Annotated in this window: 15 protein-coding genes; 11 read left to right on the plus strand and 4 right to left on the minus strand. The window is 67.1% G+C overall.

Going from position 1 to position 15,294, the window contains the following annotated elements:
- Positions 1-114: 114 nt before the first annotated feature.
- Genes L1787_RS21815 through L1787_RS21835 form a run of 5 tightly spaced genes read left to right on the plus strand, consistent with a single transcriptional unit; the run spans position 115 to position 4,981 of the window.
- Positions 115-1,494 carry a Do family serine endopeptidase gene (locus L1787_RS21815; protein WP_235711223.1) on the plus strand — a complete coding sequence of 460 codons (1,380 nt, stop codon included), beginning with the start codon at positions 115-117 and terminating at the stop codon, positions 1,492-1,494.
- A 1-nt stretch (position 1,495) separates the two neighbouring features.
- Positions 1,496-2,857 carry a replication-associated recombination protein A gene (locus L1787_RS21820; RefSeq protein WP_235711224.1) on the plus strand — a complete coding sequence of 454 codons (1,362 nt, stop codon included), beginning with the start codon at positions 1,496-1,498 and terminating at the stop codon, positions 2,855-2,857.
- The gene (locus L1787_RS21825) at positions 2,854-3,642 is read left to right on the plus strand and encodes a sterol desaturase family protein (RefSeq protein ID WP_235711225.1); all 789 of its coding nucleotides are present in this window, start codon (positions 2,854-2,856) and stop codon (positions 3,640-3,642) included. Before L1787_RS21820 ends, L1787_RS21825 begins: the two co-directional genes overlap by 4 nt.
- A complete protein-coding gene (locus L1787_RS21830) occupies positions 3,639-4,010 on the plus strand; it encodes a fluoride efflux transporter FluC (protein ID WP_235711226.1) in 372 nt (123 codons plus the stop codon). The genes L1787_RS21825 and L1787_RS21830 overlap by 4 nt, the downstream gene beginning before the upstream one ends.
- Positions 4,007-4,981: an RluA family pseudouridine synthase gene (locus L1787_RS21835; protein WP_235711227.1), complete on the plus strand. Its 975-nt coding sequence runs from the start codon at positions 4,007-4,009 to the stop codon at positions 4,979-4,981. Before L1787_RS21830 ends, L1787_RS21835 begins: the two co-directional genes overlap by 4 nt.
- 396 nt (positions 4,982-5,377) lie before the next feature.
- Here the strand turns inward: L1787_RS21835 and thpR are convergent, their stop codons facing one another.
- The 4 genes from thpR to acnA all read right to left on the minus strand — a co-directional run bounded on the left by thpR (position 5,378) and on the right by acnA (position 11,784).
- Positions 5,378-5,929, minus strand: coding sequence for an RNA 2',3'-cyclic phosphodiesterase (thpR, locus tag L1787_RS21840; RefSeq protein WP_235711228.1), 552 nt, complete (start codon positions 5,927-5,929; stop codon positions 5,378-5,380).
- Positions 5,930-6,049: 120 nt separating this feature from the next.
- Positions 6,050-6,832, minus strand: coding sequence for a Bax inhibitor-1/YccA family protein (locus L1787_RS21845; protein ID WP_235711229.1), 783 nt, complete (start codon positions 6,830-6,832; stop codon positions 6,050-6,052).
- A 283-nt stretch (positions 6,833-7,115) separates the two neighbouring features.
- On the minus strand, positions 7,116-8,843 hold the full coding sequence (locus L1787_RS21850) for a methyl-accepting chemotaxis protein (RefSeq protein ID WP_235711230.1): 1,728 nt from the start codon (positions 8,841-8,843) through the stop codon (positions 7,116-7,118).
- A 175-nt stretch (positions 8,844-9,018) separates the two neighbouring features.
- A complete protein-coding gene (gene acnA, locus L1787_RS21855) occupies positions 9,019-11,784 on the minus strand; it encodes an aconitate hydratase AcnA (protein ID WP_235711231.1) in 2,766 nt (921 codons plus the stop codon).
- A 103-nt stretch (positions 11,785-11,887) separates the two neighbouring features.
- Here acnA and ccmA point away from each other — a divergent pair, with 103 nt between their 5' ends.
- From ccmA to L1787_RS21885, 6 genes are all read left to right on the plus strand, one after another.
- Positions 11,888-12,496, plus strand: coding sequence for a heme ABC exporter ATP-binding protein CcmA (ccmA, locus tag L1787_RS21860; RefSeq protein WP_235711232.1), 609 nt, complete (start codon positions 11,888-11,890; stop codon positions 12,494-12,496).
- A complete protein-coding gene (ccmB, locus tag L1787_RS21865) occupies positions 12,493-13,152 on the plus strand; it encodes a heme exporter protein CcmB (protein ID WP_235711233.1) in 660 nt (219 codons plus the stop codon). The genes ccmA and ccmB overlap by 4 nt, the downstream gene beginning before the upstream one ends.
- A 96-nt stretch (positions 13,153-13,248) precedes the next feature.
- Positions 13,249-14,007 (plus strand): heme ABC transporter permease, encoded by a 759-nt coding sequence (locus L1787_RS21870; RefSeq protein ID WP_235711234.1) that lies wholly within the window; start codon positions 13,249-13,251, stop codon positions 14,005-14,007.
- Positions 14,007-14,195 carry a heme exporter protein CcmD gene (gene ccmD, locus L1787_RS21875; RefSeq protein ID WP_235711235.1) on the plus strand — a complete coding sequence of 63 codons (189 nt, stop codon included), beginning with the start codon at positions 14,007-14,009 and terminating at the stop codon, positions 14,193-14,195. Before L1787_RS21870 ends, ccmD begins: the two co-directional genes overlap by 1 nt.
- Positions 14,185-14,754: a DsbE family thiol:disulfide interchange protein gene (locus L1787_RS21880; RefSeq protein WP_235711236.1), complete on the plus strand. Its 570-nt coding sequence runs from the start codon at positions 14,185-14,187 to the stop codon at positions 14,752-14,754. Before ccmD ends, L1787_RS21880 begins: the two co-directional genes overlap by 11 nt.
- The gene (locus tag L1787_RS21885) at positions 14,751-15,293 is read left to right on the plus strand and encodes an NUDIX hydrolase (RefSeq protein WP_369415126.1); all 543 of its coding nucleotides are present in this window, start codon (positions 14,751-14,753) and stop codon (positions 15,291-15,293) included. The genes L1787_RS21880 and L1787_RS21885 overlap by 4 nt, the downstream gene beginning before the upstream one ends.
- Position 15,294 lies beyond the last annotated feature (1 nt).

Raw genomic sequence — 15,294 nt, forward strand, 5'->3', positions numbered from 1 at the left:
AACATGGCGCCGAGGGTCAATTAATACGCGATTGTCATGCGACAGCGCTTGCCCGGATCATCCGCCTATCCCATTGTCCGGCCGTCCCAGTGAATTGAGTCCAGGGGGCAGGCCATGCGTGTGCTGCTTCTTTGTTTCCTATCCTTCGTCGTGACGGCCCACCCCGCGTTCGCGCAGGAGGTGCCCCAATCCCGCACCGAGATTGCGCTCAGCTTCGCGCCGATCGTGCGGCAGACCGCCCCCGCTGTCGTCAGCGTCCATTCGTCCGATCCGGAGGCCGAGCGGGCGCTTTTCCCGAACGATCCGTTCCTGCGCCGCTTCTTCCAAGGGCCCGGCGCGCCGCAGCGTGGCTCCGTCCTCGGCTCCGGCGTCATCGTCGATGCGAGCGGGCTCGTCGTCACGAACGCCCATGTCGTGAGGAGCGCGCGCGAGATCCGCGTCGCCTTCAACGATCATCGTGAATATCCCGCGACTCTCCTCCTGAAGGACGAGCGCACCGATCTCGCCGTCCTCAAGATCGAGACCGAGGAGGAGACGACGTTCCCCTTCGTCACGCTCGGCGATCCGGCGGCGCTCGAGGTGGGCGATCTGGTGCTCGCCTTCGGCAACCCGTTCGGCGTCGGCCAGACCGTGACGCAAGGCATCGTGTCCGCGCTCGCCCGCACCCAGGTCGGCGTCTCCGATTCGCGCTTCTTCATTCAGACCGACGCGGCGATCAATCCCGGTAATTCCGGCGGCGCCCTCATCGACATGGCCGGCCGCCTCGTCGGCATCAACTCGGCGATCTATTCCCGCTCCGGCGGCTCCAACGGCATCGGCTTCGCGATCCCGGTCGACATGGTGAGGATTGTCGTGGAATCGGCCCGCGAAGGGCGCAATGTCAGCCGGCCTTGGTTCGGTGCCCGGCTCGAAAGCGTCGACCGGCGCCTCGCCGAGCAGCTCGGCCTCGACCGTCCGGTCGGCGCGCTGATCTCGGAGCTGTTGCCGAAGAGCCCCGCCGCCGATGCCGGCCTGCGCGTCGCCGATGTCGTCACCTCGATCGACGGGATCGACATCGCGGACGAAGATTCCTTCGGCTACGTCTTCGCCACGCGCGGCACCGAGGGGGAGGCCGAGGTCGGCGTGATGCGCGACGGGGCGCCTCAGACCTTCACCGTCGCCCTCGAGGTCCCGCCCGAGACCGTGCCGCGGGACGCGCGCCGCATCGGTGGGCGTTCCCCCTTCACCGGCGCCATCGCGATGAACCTGTCGCCCGCGGTCGCCGACGAGCTCAATCTCGACATGGCGACGAAGGGCGTCGTCATCGCACGGGTCGACGAGCAGACCATCGCCCGCCGCGTGGGCCTGCGCCCCCGCGACATCGTCCGCGAGGTGAATGGCTGGCAGATCGAGGACACGGCAGCGCTGGAGAACGTCACCAAGCGGCGTGAACGCTATTGGGACATCATCATCGAGCGGGACGGCGAGCAGCTCAGTCTCGTCCTCGGCGGCTGAGATGACGAACCTCTTCGCCGCGGCGGGCCTCGAAAAGGCGGCGCCCCGCCCGCTGGCGGACGAGCTGCGCCCGGAAAAACTGTCCGACATCGTCGGCCAGCCGCACCTTCTCGGCCCAGAGGGGCGGCTCACCCGCATCCTGCGCTCCGAACATATCGGCTCGCTGATCTTCTGGGGGCCGCCCGGAACCGGAAAGACGACGCTCGCCCGCCTCCTCGCGGCGCACGTCAAGCTGGAGTTCATCCAGGTCTCGGCGATCTTCACCGGCGTCGCCGAGCTCAAGAAGGTGTTCGACCGCGCCCGCCAGGCCCGCGCCATCGGCCGCGGCACGCTCCTCTTCGTCGACGAGATCCACCGCTTCAACCGCGCCCAGCAGGACGCCTTCCTGCCCGTCATGGAAGACGGCACGATCACCCTCGTCGGCGCGACGACCGAGAACCCGTCCTTCGAGCTGAATTCGGCGCTTTTGTCGCGGGCCCAGGTGCTCACCTTCAAGCCGCTCGACGTCGAGGCGATCGAGGAGTTGATGGCCCGCGCCGAGGCCGTTCGCGGCCCGCTGCCGATCTCGGGCGACGCGCGGGCGAGCCTCGTCCGCATGGCCGACGGGGACGGGCGCGCCGCCCTCACGCTCGCCGAGGAAGTCTACCGAGTCGCCGCACCCGGCGAGACGATCGACGCCGAGACGCTGCAGACGATCCTGCAACGCCGCGCCCCGGCCTACGACAAGGACCGGGACGGGCATTATAACCTCGTCTCCGCGCTCCATAAGTCGGTGCGCGGTTCCGATCCCGATGCCGCTCTTTATTATCTCGCCAGGATGCTCGACGCGGGCGAGGATCCGCTCTATCTCGCAAGGCGGATCGTGCGCATGGCGGCCGAGGATATCGGCCTTGCCGACCCGCACGCCCTCACGCTCGCGATCGCCGCGCGCGACACCTACGACTTTCTCGGCTCCCCGGAGGGCGAACTGGCGCTCGCCGAAATCGTCGTCTATCTCGCCCTCGCGCCGAAATCGAACGCACTCTATAAGGCCTACGGCGCGGCGCGGCGCTTCGTGAAGGAGACGCCGTCTCTCGCGCCGCCCAAGCATATCATGAACGCGCCCACCCGCCTCATGAAGGACGAGGGTTACAGCGCAGGATACGAATACGACCACGATGCCGAAGGCGGCATTTCCGGCCAGGCCTACTTCCCGGAGGGCCTGACGCCGCAGACTTTTTATCGCCCGACCGAGCGGGGCAAGGAGCGTGATTTCAAGGCGCGGCTTGCCATCGTGGCGGAACGGCGTGAAGAACGCCGCAGGGCCGACGCGTCGACGCCGACCCGCGACGATCACTCCCGTCCGAGGAAGGAGGAGAAATGACCTCACTCGTCGAGTTTCTGGCGCTCTGGGCGGCAGTCTACGTCGTCACGTTCGTGCTCTATATCGGCTTCGGTGCGGCCTTTCAGTGGTTCGCGCATCGATCGCCGGAGCGACGCATCCAGAAAGGGCGCTATGGCGAGAAGCGAAAATGGAAGGAGATCCGTCAGAGCGCGATTTCGCTGACGGCGACCTGCTTCTGTCTCGCGGGCGGGTTGTTCCTCCAATATAAAGGCTGGACGTTGGTCGCACCGCTGGATTTGTCGTGGTGGTCGGTGCCGCTGATGTTCGTCGTGTCGATCATCGCGTTCGACACCTGGTTCTATTGGGGCCACCGGCTGATGCACTGGCCGCCGCTCTACAAGCACCACCAGTTCCATCATCGCTCGGTCGCGCCGACGGTGTGGTCGAACTACTCCGACACGCTGGTCGATGCGTTCGTGATGCAGAGCTATTATCTCTGGGCGCCGCTCTTCCTGCCGATCCCGCCGGTCGTCCTCATCGCCCACCGGCTCTACGATCATTTCAACGGCATGATCGGCCATTCGGGGTTCGAATTCGCCGCGTCCGACATCACGCGCGTTCCCTCGCCGATGGTGTGCACGCTCTTTCACGACCAGCATCACGCGCACTTCAACACCAATTATGCGAACTTCTTCTCGTTCTGGGATCGCGTGATGGGCACGCTCGACAAGGACTATGATTCGGGCGTGGCGCATTGGACCAAGGTGAACGGCGCGCCGGAAAAGGCCGCGGGCGAGGACGACAGCCGCGCCACCGCGACGTGAGCCCACTCGTCACGAGCCTCCTCGTCGCCGCGGGCGGCGGTATGGGGGCGCTCGCCCGCTTCTGGATCGGCGTCGCGGGCATGGCGGTCTCGCCGGCCTTTCCGCTCGCGACGCTCTTCGTCAACGTCGTCGGGGGCGTTCTGATCGGCTGGATCGGCTCATCGATGTGGGCGACGCCGATGGTGCGCGCCGCGCTGATGTCGGGCTTTCTCGGCGGCTTCACCACCTTTTCAACCTTTTCACTGGAGGTCGTGCGCATGGTCGAGGAAGGCCGGGTCGGCCGCGCCGCGCTTTATATCGGTCTATCCGTGTTTCTCGCGATCGGCGGGGCGGCGATCGGTGTCGGCCTGTCACGGACCACGTCATGAGCGAAACGGATGCGGCGGGCGCGAAGCCCGCAGTCAGTCATGTCGAGGTGACGGCGGACGACGAGGGGATGCGCCTCGATCGTTGGCTGCGCCAGCAATTTCCCAGCGTGCCCTTCGGCGCGCTGTCGAAGGTGGTGCGCACCGGGCAGGTCCGTGTCGACGGTGCGCGGGCCAAGCTCGAGACGCGGCTGTCGGCTGGACAGAGCGTGCGCCTGCCGCCGATCATGGTCGCCGAGACCGCCGCTCCGCCGCGCGCGGAGGGGGACGGGGCGAGCCTCGATGCGATGGTGATCCACCGGGACGATGCGCTCGTCGTCCTCAACAAGCCGTTCGGGCTCGCGGTGCAAGGCGGGTCGGGCCTCTCGCGCCATATTGACGGGATGCTGGAGGCCTGGCGCGACCGCAAAGGCCGCAAGCCGCGCCTCGTCCACCGGCTCGACCGGGACACGACGGGCGTTCTCGTCGTGGCGTTGACGCGGGCCGCCGCGGCCCATCTCGCCGAAACCTTCAAGGGCCGCGACGCGCACAAGGACTATCTCGCGCTGGTGCGCGGCCATCCCAATCCGCCGGAAGGGCGCATCGCGACGTGGATCGCGCGCGACCCGGAGGATGGGGAGAAGATGCGCGCCTATCGCGACAAGACGAAAGAATCCCAGCGGGCCATCAGCGACTATGAGACGCTCGACCGCTCCGGTCAGCTCTCGCTCCTGAAGATGATGCCGGTGACGGGGCGGACCCATCAGCTCCGCGTTCATGCCGCGCACATGGGAACGCCGATAATCGGCGACAGCAAGTATTTCAACATCGAGAATTGGGCGCTGCCGGGGGGCATCCAGAACCGGCTCCACCTCCACGCCCGGCGCATCCGCCTGCCGCATCCGGCGGGCGGCACGCTCGATGTGACGGCGCCGATCTCGCAGCATTTCCAGCAGAGCCTCAACGTCCTCGGCCTCAGCGAAGCGGAGAGCTGAGGCCGGGCGGCGCACGCGGGCGGCCGCATCCGCGAGGCCGCCCGAGGGGCGGCCGGGCACGGATCGTCGGCGAAGGGCACGGGCGCTCGTGGCGTCCGGTCCCTGCTCAGCCGCGTACAGAGGCGGCTGGCGGCTCATCCAACCGAGCCGCGCATCTCGGCGGCGTCGCGCCGCTCTCGGCCTTTGCAGGCGGTGCCGCGAGGCATCCCCCCGCGTCCGTTGCGCGCCGAGGCTCAGCCCCACGCTTCAAGAACACCCACGCCTCAAGCCGCGGGGCTTGCGGATCGCCGTGATTTTCCCGGCGAGCGCCGGGCGACCGCGCGCCGTCTTCGCGGACCCGCCGTCCAGAGAACGGCAGGCCTTGCGAGGAAGTGCGCCGGGGCCCCGGCGCGGCCTTTAGGCGACCGGTTCCGGCAAGGACAGGGGGTAACGGTCCTCGGTGATGTATGGCCCGCCGCCCACCGAATCCTTGGACGAGAGGAGGTCGAACGCCTCGGCCGTGAAGGGCGGGGCGGAGAAGCCGCCGCGGATCGTGAGCCAGTCGGCGACTTCGCGGGGGCTCGTGCCCCTGAGGCGCGCGATCGTCACGTGCGGGGTGAAGCGGCGCGCTTCCGGGGGGAGGCCGACCCGCTGGAGGATCCGCTCCTGTTCGGCCTGAAGCTCGGACAAAGCCGGCGACGGCTCCACGCGGGCCCACACCGAATGCGGCTTCTTGTTGCCGAAGGAGCCGAGGCCGGTGAGGCGGATCGGGATCGGCGCGCGGCGGATCTTGCCGAGCGCGAAGGCGACCTCGTCGGCGGTGCGCTCATCGATGTCGCCGATGAAGCGCAGGGTGATGTGGTAATTCTCGGGGTCGATATATCGGGCGCCGCGGAGCCCACCGCGCAGATTGGTGAGCCAGAAGCGGACATCCTCGGGAAGGGTGATGGCGGTGAACAAGCGCGGCATAGGCACCTCCCATGGATCCATGGCGAGTGTCCCGAGTCGCATGGTGCAGCGCAAGGGACCCGCAAAACAAAAAAGGCGCGGCTGATGCCGCGCCTTTCGTCGTTCGCGCTGTTCGGCCGACTACTGGCGGTTGCCGAAGAGCGACAGCAGCATCATGAACATGTTGATGAAGTTCAGGTAGAGCGACAGCGCGCCCATCACCGCCTTGCGGCCGGCGACCGAGCTGTCATCGCCCACATAGTACATCTCTTTGATGCGCTGCGTGTCGTAGGCGGTGAGGCCGGCGAACACGAGGACACCGATCACCGAGATGGCGAACTGCAACGCCGAGGAGGCGAGGAAGAGGTTCACCAGAGCGGCGATGATGATGCCGATCAGGCCCATAAACAGGAACGAGCCCCAGCCGGACAGGTCCTTCTTCGTGGTGTAGCCGTAGAGGCTCAGCGCGCCGAAGGCGGCGGCGGTGATGAAGAAGACCCGGCCGATGCTCTCGGACGTGTAGACGAGCAGGATCGACGACAGCGAGATGCCCATCACCGCGGCGAAGGCCCAGAAGGTCATCTGCGCGGCGGAGAGCGACATTTTGTTGATCCGCGCGCCGAGGAAGAAGATGAACCCGAGCGGTGCGAGCATGAAGAGCCACTTCAGCGGGCTGGTGTACAGCGTCACGCCGAACTGGGTGAGATACATGCCGTTGCCGACCTGCGCCGCGGCATCGGCGGCGTTCGTCGTCACGGCGAAGTTGAAGACGGCCAGCGCGGCCACGCCGGTCACCACAAGGCCGATGGCCATGTAGTTGTAGACCCGCAGCATATAGCTGCGGAGGCCCTGATCGATGCCGACGTCGGCGGGCGCGGCCCCGATGGTCGGCCGCGCGTACGGATTACGATCGTAGGTCGCCATGTGCTTCCCTATGGTTCGTTATGTTGAGCCGGTCGGCGAAACGCGCGACCGACGGCGGACGCACCCCGTCCATTGAGGGAGAATATGGATGGGTTGAAAGCCTGCCGCAAGCGCACCAAGCATGCGACGCACGGACGCTCTATGCGCGGATGACGAATATCTGTTCTCAATATTGCGCTAATCGGGGATTTTACGTTTCGCGTCGAAGCTGAAATCGTTTCGACCTTCGTTGCCAAGGGCGGCGCTATGGGGCCGCGCCCTTGCCGTTTTGCAAAATCCGCCGTCAAGACCCCGTTCGTCGCGAGATGCCGGCGTCGTTGGCGTGACGCAGGTTCGACAGGAACGATTCGACGCTCGATTTGACGCCGAGACTTTGGTGGTCGAGCGACGTGGTTGTGGTGCACACGGTGTCGGCCGCCGATCGCGTCTCGTCGACGCTCGAGCGCATCCGGCTCATATTGCGGCTGATGGCGTCGGACGATTCGGCGGCGAGCGCGATGCTCGACGCGATTTCGCGGATCGAGGAATCCTGTTCTTCGAGCGCGGTCGCCATCGCTGCCGTGTTCGCCGAGAGTTGGGTGACGGTGGTCACGATCCCGTTGATCGCCTCGACGCTCTGGTTCGTTTCCGCCTGCATGGCGCGGATCTGCGCCTCGATATTGCCGGTCGCCTTGCCGGTCTGCTCGGCGAGGCTCTTCACCTCGTGTGCGACGACGCTGAAGCCGCGCCCCGCTTCGCCCGCCCGCGCCGCCTCGATCGTCGCGTTGAGGGCGAGAAGGTTCGTCTGCTCGGCGATATCGTTGATGAGGCGCGTGACCTCGCCGATGCTGCGGCTCGCTTTGGCGAGGGTGGAGATCGACAGCGCGGCGCCCTCTGCCGCCTCGACCGCCCGATCGGAGGCGGTGGCGTTGCCCGAGATCTGCCGCGCGATCTCGCGGGAGCTGGCGCTCAGCTCCTCGGCGGCACGCGCCACGATGTCGACGCTTTCATGGCCCGATTCGCACGCGCTGTACGTCTCCTCGGTGGTGGTGCGCATCCGCTCGGCGATATCGCGCATCGCCTCGGCGCGCGAGACCATGGCTTGCATGCTCTCCTGCATCGCATCGACGTCGTCCGAAACGCTGGCATCGAGCGAATCGGCGAGCTGCTGCATCGCGAGAGCGCGCTCCTGGCGGCGCTCCTCGCTCGCCTTGGTCTGCGCCTGTTGCAGCTCGATGCGTTCGATGACGACGCCGCGCAAGGCGGTGACGGCGCGGGCGAGAGAGCCGATCGCGTCGCGGCGGCGGCCATAGGCGCTTTCCGCCACGACTTCCCCCTGCGCGAGGCGCGTGATCTTGCTGGCGAGATCGCCGGCCGGCCGCGATATGTCCCGCGCGATGAGCCAGCTCGCGAACACGACGACCGCCATCGCGATCAGCGTCACGAAGGCCGCGGCCCAGTTGAGGCTCGCGAACGCGCTGTCGATCCGGTCGGTGTAGACGCCCGTGCCGACATAGATGCCCCACTCGGATAGCGGGACGACGTAGGAGATTTTCTCCATCGGATCGTCGCTGCCGGGCTTCGGCCACCAATAGGAGACGGAACCGCCGCCCTCACGCGCGGCGGCGCTCAGCGCTTGGAAGAGCTTGAGGCCGGCTTTGTCCTCGAAATTCCAGAGGGACTGGCCTTCGAGTTCGGGCTTTGCGGCGTGGGCGAACACCGTCCCATCGAGATCGATCGCGAACAGATATTCCTTGTGGTCGTCGTACCACATCGCGTGGATGGCCTCGACGAAGCGCGCCTTCGCTTCGTCCCGCGAGAATTCGCCGGCTTGTGCGCGCATCTCCAAGCCGCGGGCAAGATTCGCGGCCGCTTCGCTGAGCGAGCGAACCTTTCCGACTTCGAGATCGAGGACGAGAGTCCTGGCTTGAGGCACCAGGACGTTCACGAGAACGATCAACGAAATGAGGTTGATCCCGGCGAGCAGCCACAGCTTCGCCGAGATGGAAAGGCGCCGATAAAGTCCCATCATCCGCAAAATTCCTCCGCACCGGACGGATTTTGGCGATTCGATATTGCGCGACGCTGGTCTCGACCAAGGCGGGTCGGATCGCCCGGCCGGCCGGCGCGACGGGACAAAAGAAAAGGGCGGCCCGCGAAGGCCGCCCTCGTTCATCCCGCTCGGATCGGAGCGGATGGTTCGCTGATCAGGCCGCGACGCTCTCACGTGCGAGGCCGCGCAGCACGTAATGCAGGATGCCGCCATTGTTGTAATAGGCGAGCTCGTCGGCCGTATCGATCCGGCAGAGAAGCTCGATCGACTTCTTCGAGCCGTCCTCGAAGGTGATCTCCGCCGTGAGGGTCTGGCGCGGCTTGATCTCGGCGAGGCCGGCGATCGACACCTGCTCCTTGCCGGTGATGCCGAGGCTCTCCCAGGAATCGCTGCCGGTGAAGACGAGCGGCAGCACGCCCATGCCGACGAGGTTCGAGCGGTGGATGCGCTCGAAGCTCTCCGCGATCACCGCGCGCACGCCGAGAAGACGGGTGCCCTTCGCCGCCCAGTCGCGGGAGGAGCCGGTGCCGTATTCCTTACCCGCGAACACGACGAGCGGCACGCCCTCGCTCTGATAGCGCATCGCCGCGTCGTAGATCGGCATCTCTTCGCCGTCCGGCTGATGATAGGTCACGCCGCCTTCGACGCCGGCCACCATCTGGTTCTTGATGCGGATGTTGGCGAACGTGCCGCGCATCATGACTTCGTGGTTGCCGCGGCGGGCGCCGTAGGAGTTGAAGTCCTTCACCGCGACCTGATGCTCGGACAGATAATGACCCGCCGGGGACGTCGTCTTGATCGAGCCGGCCGGGGAGATGTGGTCGGTCGTGATCGAGTCCTGGAAGAGGGCGAGGACGCGGGCGTCCACGATGTCCGTGACCGGATCGGGCTCGAGGCTCATGCCCTCGAAATAAGGCGGGTTGCGCACATAGGTCGACGACATCGGCCAGGAGTAAGTGAGCCCGCCGGAGGTCTTCACCGCCTGCCAGTGCTCGTCACCCTTGAAGACGTCGGAATAGCGGTTGTCGAACATCTCGCGGGTGATCGCGCTGCGGACGGTGTCGGCCACCTCTTTGGTGGTGGGCCAGATGTCCTTGAGGTAGACGGGGTTGCCGTCTTTGTCCTCGCCGAGCGGCTCGGTGGTGATGTCCTTGGTCATCGTGCCGAGGATCGAATAGGCGACGACGAGGGGCGGGGAGGCGAGATAGTTCGCCCGCACGTCCGGGTTCACGCGGCCTTCGAAGTTGCGGTTGCCCGAGAGCACCGAGACGGCGACGAGATCGTTGTCGTTGATCGTCTTGGAGATCTTTTCGGGCAGCGGGCCGGAGTTGCCGATGCAGGTCGTGCAGCCATAGCCGACCAGATCGAAGCCCATGGCGTCGAGATCGTCCTGGAGGCCGGTCTTCTCGAGATAGTCGGTGACCACCTGGCTGCCCGGGGCGAGCGAGGTCTTCACCCACGGTTTGGCCTGGAGACCCTTGGCGCGCGCATTGCGGGCGACGAGGCCGGCCGCGATCAGCACGGACGGGTTCGAGGTGTTGGTGCACGAGGTGATCGCCGCGATCACGACGTCGCCGTCACCGATCCGGTAGTCCTCGCCCTCGACGACGTGGCCGGGCTCGGCCGACTGGTCGATCTGCGCGCCTTCGGCCATGAAGCGGGCCTCGCCCTCGCTCGTCGACGGGGCGGCCTTGGATTTCGAGCCGCCCTTGATGGTGTCGACGGCTTTGGAGAAGGCGGTCGCGGCGTCGGTCAGCGCGACGCGGTCCTGCGGGCGCTTCGGGCCGGCGAGGGAGGGGACGACGGTCGACAGGTCGAGTTCGAGGGTGTCGGTGAAGACCGGATCCTCGGTGTCGTCGGTCCGGTAGAAGCCGTTCGCCTTGGCGTAGGCCTTCACGAGCTCGATGCGGTGCGTGTCGCGGCCGGTCGAGGTGAGATAGCGGATCGTGTCGTCATCGACCGGGAAGAAGCCGCAGGTCGCGCCGTATTCGGGGGCCATGTTGGCAATCGTCGCGCAATCCTCGAGCGACAGGGCCGAGAGGCCGGCGCCGAAGAATTCCACGAACTTGCCGACGACGCCCTTCTTGCGCAGCATCTCGGTGACGGTGAGCACGAGGTCGGTCGCGGTGGTGCCTTCCGGCAGCTTGCCGTGCAGCTTGAAGCCGATGACCTCGGGAATGAGCATCGAAATCGGCTGGCCGAGCATCGCGGCCTCCGCCTCGATGCCGCCGACGCCCCAACCGAGAACGGCGAGGCCGTTCACCATCGTCGTGTGCGAATCGGTGCCGACGAGCGTGTCGGGGAACGCGTAGGTGACGCCGTCTTCGTCCTTCGTCCAGACGGTCTGGGCGAGATATTCGAGGTTCACCTGGTGGCAGATGCCGGTTCCCGGCGGCACGACGCGGAAATTGTCGAACGCCGACTGGCCCCAGCGCAGGAACTGATAGCGCTCGCCATTGCGCTCATATTCGAGGTCGACATTCTGCTTGAACGCGCTCTGCGTGCCGAAATAGTCGACCATGACCGAGTGGTCGATCACGAGATCGACGGGCACCAGCGGGTTGATCTTCTTCGGGTCGGCGCCGAGCGCCTCGGACGCGTCACGCATCGCGGCGAGATCGACGACCGCCGGAACGCCGGTGAAGTCCTGCATCAGGACGCGGGCGGGGCGGTAGGCGATTTCGCGATCGGACTTGCGGTCGTCGACCCACTTGGCGAGCGCGCGGATGTCGTCCGCCGTCACTGTCGAGCCATCCTCGTAGCGCAGGAGGTTCTCGAGTAGGACCTTGAGCGACATCGGAAGCCGGGATACCCCCGCAAGTCCGTTGCGCTCGGCGGCCTTCAGGTCGAAGATGGTGTAGCTCTTGCCGTCGACGGTGAGTTCGGTACGGCTTTGGAAGCTATCGAGCGAGCGGGCCACGGCTCAACTCCCTTGTTTGGAACTAGAAGACGTTGCCGCTATCAACGCCCAATCGCCGCTATGATCAAGCGGAGCCGACGTCTCGACGGACAATTCACCAACCATGAAAAGCTTGCAGGTGGCCGAATTGTGCGTCGATCGCGGCGAAAGGCGTGTCCTCGATCGCGTGAGTTTTACGGTCGCGGCCGGGCGTGCGTGTGCCGTCACGGGTCCGAACGGTGTCGGCAAATCGACGCTGTTGCGCGCGATTGCGGGACTGACGGGAATCGAAAGCGGGACGGTCACATTTCTTAATTGGGACAGCGAGCGCGCCGGCGCAATTCATTTCGTCGGCCATCTCGATGCCGTGAAGCCGCAGTTCAGCGTGGCTGAAAATGCCGCATTCTGGTGTCGCTGGCTCGGCGACGGATCGGCCGGCGAATCGGTGGTCGAGGCCGCGCTCGATACGGTCGGCCTTCTCCATCTCGCCGAAATGCCGGCTCAGTTCCTGTCCCAGGGCCAGCGTCGCCGCCTCGCGCTCGCACGCCTTCGCATGGCGCCGCGCCCGCTCTGGCTGCTCGACGAGCCGACGGCCGGCCTCGACACCGCCTCCCGCGCGACCTTCGCGGCGATGATGGCGAACCATCTCGCCGGCGGCGGTCTCGTCCTCGCCGCGACGCACGAACCGCTCGGCATCGACGGCGCCGACGAATTGCGGCTCGCGCCGTCATGAGCCTCGGCGCCCTCTTCGTCCGCGACGTGCGGCTTGCCTGGAGCGCCGGGGGCGGCGGCCCGGTCGGCGTGATCTTCTATCTCGCCGTCAGCGCCGTCGCGCCGTTCGCGCTCGGCCCCGATCTGCCGCTCCTTGCCCGTCTCGGCCCGGCGCTCCTGTGGATCGCGGTGCTTCTCGCGCTGCTTCTCGGCCTCGAGCGGCTCTTCCAATCCGACCAGGAGGACGGGACGCTCGACCAACTCCGGCTCGGCGGCGCGCCGCTGGAGCTCGTCGTGATCGTGAAGGCGGCGGCGCACTGGACGGCGGCGGCGCTTCCCTTGATCGTCGCGACGCCGCTCGCCGCGATCCTCCTCAATCTCGACGGGGCGACGCTCGCGCTCACCCTCGTGACGTTCCTGCTCGGCACGCCGGCCCTCGCGCTGATCGGCTCGATCGGGGCGGCGGTCGCCGTGTCGCTTCGCCGCGCCGGCGTGCTGATCGCGATCCTCGTCTTGCCGCTGTCGATCCCGGTTCTCATCTTCGCGGTGGCGGCGATCGAAGCGGCCGGGGCTGGGCGCGCCGTGTTGCCGCCGCTCGCGCTTCTCGGCGCGCTGGCGCTTGTCTCGGCGGTGGTCGCGCCGATCGCCGCCGCTGCCGCATTGCGCGAGATCGATTGATCGGCGAAACCAACCTCGCCCGAAGATGGACGAGGCGGCTCGCGATGCTTTCCAGCGCCGTTGTCTCGGCCTACGATCGTCGGGAGGGAGACCCGATTGTCCACGTCAGTTTCAGCCGATAGGGCCGCGCGCCCGTCGATCATCAATCCGGGCCGCTTCGCGAGCCTTGCCGACCGCGCGATCCCCTGGTTCGCCGCGGCGACGCTGATCGCCTTCGCCGTCGGCCTCTATTTCGCGCTGTGGGCCTCCCCGGAGGACTATCAGCAGGGCGCCACGGTGCGGATCATGTATGTCCACGTGCCGGCGGCCTGGCTCGCCCTCTTCACCTATCTGGTGATGACCTCCGCCGCGCTCGGCACCCTCGTCTGGCGCCACCCGCTCGCCGACGTCGCGGCGAAAGCCGCGGCTCCGATCGGCGCGGCCTTCACGCTCTGCGCGCTCGCCTCGGGCTCCGTCTGGGGCAAGCCGATGTGGGGCGCCTGGTGGGTGTGGGACGCGCGGCTCACCTCGATGTTGATCCTCTTCTTCATGTATCTCGGCCTCATCGCGCTGTGGCGGGCGATCGACGAGCCGTCGCGGGCGGCCCGCGTCGCGGCGATCACGATCCTCGTCGGCTTCATCAACATTCCGATCATCAAATTCTCGGTCGACTGGTGGAACACGCTGCACCAGGGCGCGAGCGTGATGCGCTTTGACGGGCCGACGATCCATGCCTCGATGCTCGTCCCGCTCTTCATCATGGCGATCGCCTTCATGCTTCTCTTCACGACGCTGCATCTCGCCACGATGCGCACCGAGCTTTTGCGCCGCCGCGCGCGCAGCCTGCGCCTTCGCCTCGCGAGGGGGGCGCGCTGATGGGCCAATATGCCGGTTATGTGATCGCCGCCTATGCGATCACCTTCGGGACGATCGCCGCCCTCGTCCTTTGGGCGGTCGTCGATCGGCGCATGGCGCGGGCGGCTCTCGCGCGGGCCGAACGCGCGACGACGCGTCTGGCGGGCGACGGCATCGTATCGGCGCGGGAGAACGAGAATGCGCTTTAGGGCGACCCACATTCTCCTCGCGGTGCCGCTCGTCGCCTTTCTCGGTCTCGCGGCGATCTTCGCGCTGCGCGTCACCGATGGGGCGGACCGCTCGGTCGTGCCGTCCGCGCTCATCGGCAAGAGCGCGCCGGGCAGCGTGTTCCCCGGCCTCGGCGTCGGGGCGGGCTTCGATCCGGCGGCGCTCGCCGGCCGCGTCTCGCTGGTCAACGTCTTCGCGTCCTGGTGCGCGCCGTGCCGCGTGGAGCATCCCCTCCTGATGGACCTCGGGGAGGAGGAAGGGCTGACGATCGTCGGCATCAACTACAAGGACAAGCGCGCCAGCGCGGAGCGGTTCCTCGCCGAGCTCGGCAACCCCTACGATGCGATCGGCGTCGATCCGGACGGGCGCAACGCGATCGAATGGGGCGTCTATGGCGTGCCGGAAACCTTCATCGTCGGCCCCGACGGCACGATCCGGGGCAAGCATGTCGGCCCGTTGAGCCGGGAGGCGCTCGACGGCTCGTTCGGCGACACGCTGCGCGGGCTCCTCGAGGCGAACAAGGGCGCTGCCGCATCGTGAGCCAGACCTTCTCGCGCCGCGTTCCCGACGGGGACAACATGGAGCGCGCGGTGTGCGACACCTGCGGCTTCGTCGCCTATGACAACCCGAAGATCGTGGTCGGCGCCGTGGTCCGCGCGGGCCCGCGCATTCTCCTATGCCGGCGCGCCATCCACCCCTCGCGCGGGCGATGGACGCTGCCGGCGGGCTATCTCGAACATGGCGAGACGCCGGAGGAGGGCGCGCGGCGCGAGGCCTTCGAGGAGGCGACCGCCGATATCGTGATCGAGGGGCTCCTCGCGGTCTATACGATCCGCCGCCTCGGCCAGGTGCAGCTCATCTACCGCGCGCGGCTCGACACGCCGTCCTTCGCGCCGGGGGTCGAAAGTCAGGCCGTCGCGCTCTACGGTGAGGATGCCATCCCGTGGGACGACCTCGCCTTTCCGTCGGTTCGTTGGGCGCTCCGCCAGGAGCGGCAGCGGGGTGGTCCGTTCGTCAATCCGCCGGGCGAAGACGGCGCGCACCCGCCAGGTGCTCGCCCGAATGTCACCGGCGAGTGAT

Source organism: Acuticoccus kalidii (assembly GCF_021556395.1).
Taxonomy (GTDB): domain Bacteria; phylum Pseudomonadota; class Alphaproteobacteria; order Rhizobiales; family Amorphaceae; genus Acuticoccus; species Acuticoccus kalidii.

What these genes read in the sequence shown, in the direction of transcription:
- L1787_RS21820 (WP_235711224.1), top strand. Translation starts at nt 1,496, where the DNA reads ATGACGAACCTCTTCGCCGCGGCGGGCCTCGAAAAGGCGGCGCCCCGC.
- L1787_RS21880 (WP_235711236.1), top strand. Translation starts at nt 14,185, where the DNA reads ATGCGCTTTAGGGCGACCCACATTCTCCTCGCGGTGCCGCTCGTCGCC.
- L1787_RS21845 (WP_235711229.1), bottom strand. Translation starts at nt 6,832, where the DNA reads ATGGCGACCTACGATCGTAATCCGTACGCGCGGCCGACCATCGGGGCC.
- ccmA (WP_235711232.1), top strand. Translation starts at nt 11,888, where the DNA reads ATGAAAAGCTTGCAGGTGGCCGAATTGTGCGTCGATCGCGGCGAAAGG.
- L1787_RS21835 (WP_235711227.1), top strand. Translation starts at nt 4,007, where the DNA reads ATGAGCGAAACGGATGCGGCGGGCGCGAAGCCCGCAGTCAGTCATGTC.
- L1787_RS21815 (WP_235711223.1), top strand. Translation starts at nt 115, where the DNA reads ATGCGTGTGCTGCTTCTTTGTTTCCTATCCTTCGTCGTGACGGCCCAC.
- ccmD (WP_235711235.1), top strand. Translation starts at nt 14,007, where the DNA reads ATGGGCCAATATGCCGGTTATGTGATCGCCGCCTATGCGATCACCTTC.
- L1787_RS21825 (WP_235711225.1), top strand. Translation starts at nt 2,854, where the DNA reads ATGACCTCACTCGTCGAGTTTCTGGCGCTCTGGGCGGCAGTCTACGTC.
- L1787_RS21850 (WP_235711230.1), bottom strand. Translation starts at nt 8,843, where the DNA reads ATGATGGGACTTTATCGGCGCCTTTCCATCTCGGCGAAGCTGTGGCTG.
- thpR (WP_235711228.1), bottom strand. Translation starts at nt 5,929, where the DNA reads ATGCCGCGCTTGTTCACCGCCATCACCCTTCCCGAGGATGTCCGCTTC.
- ccmB (WP_235711233.1), top strand. Translation starts at nt 12,493, where the DNA reads ATGAGCCTCGGCGCCCTCTTCGTCCGCGACGTGCGGCTTGCCTGGAGC.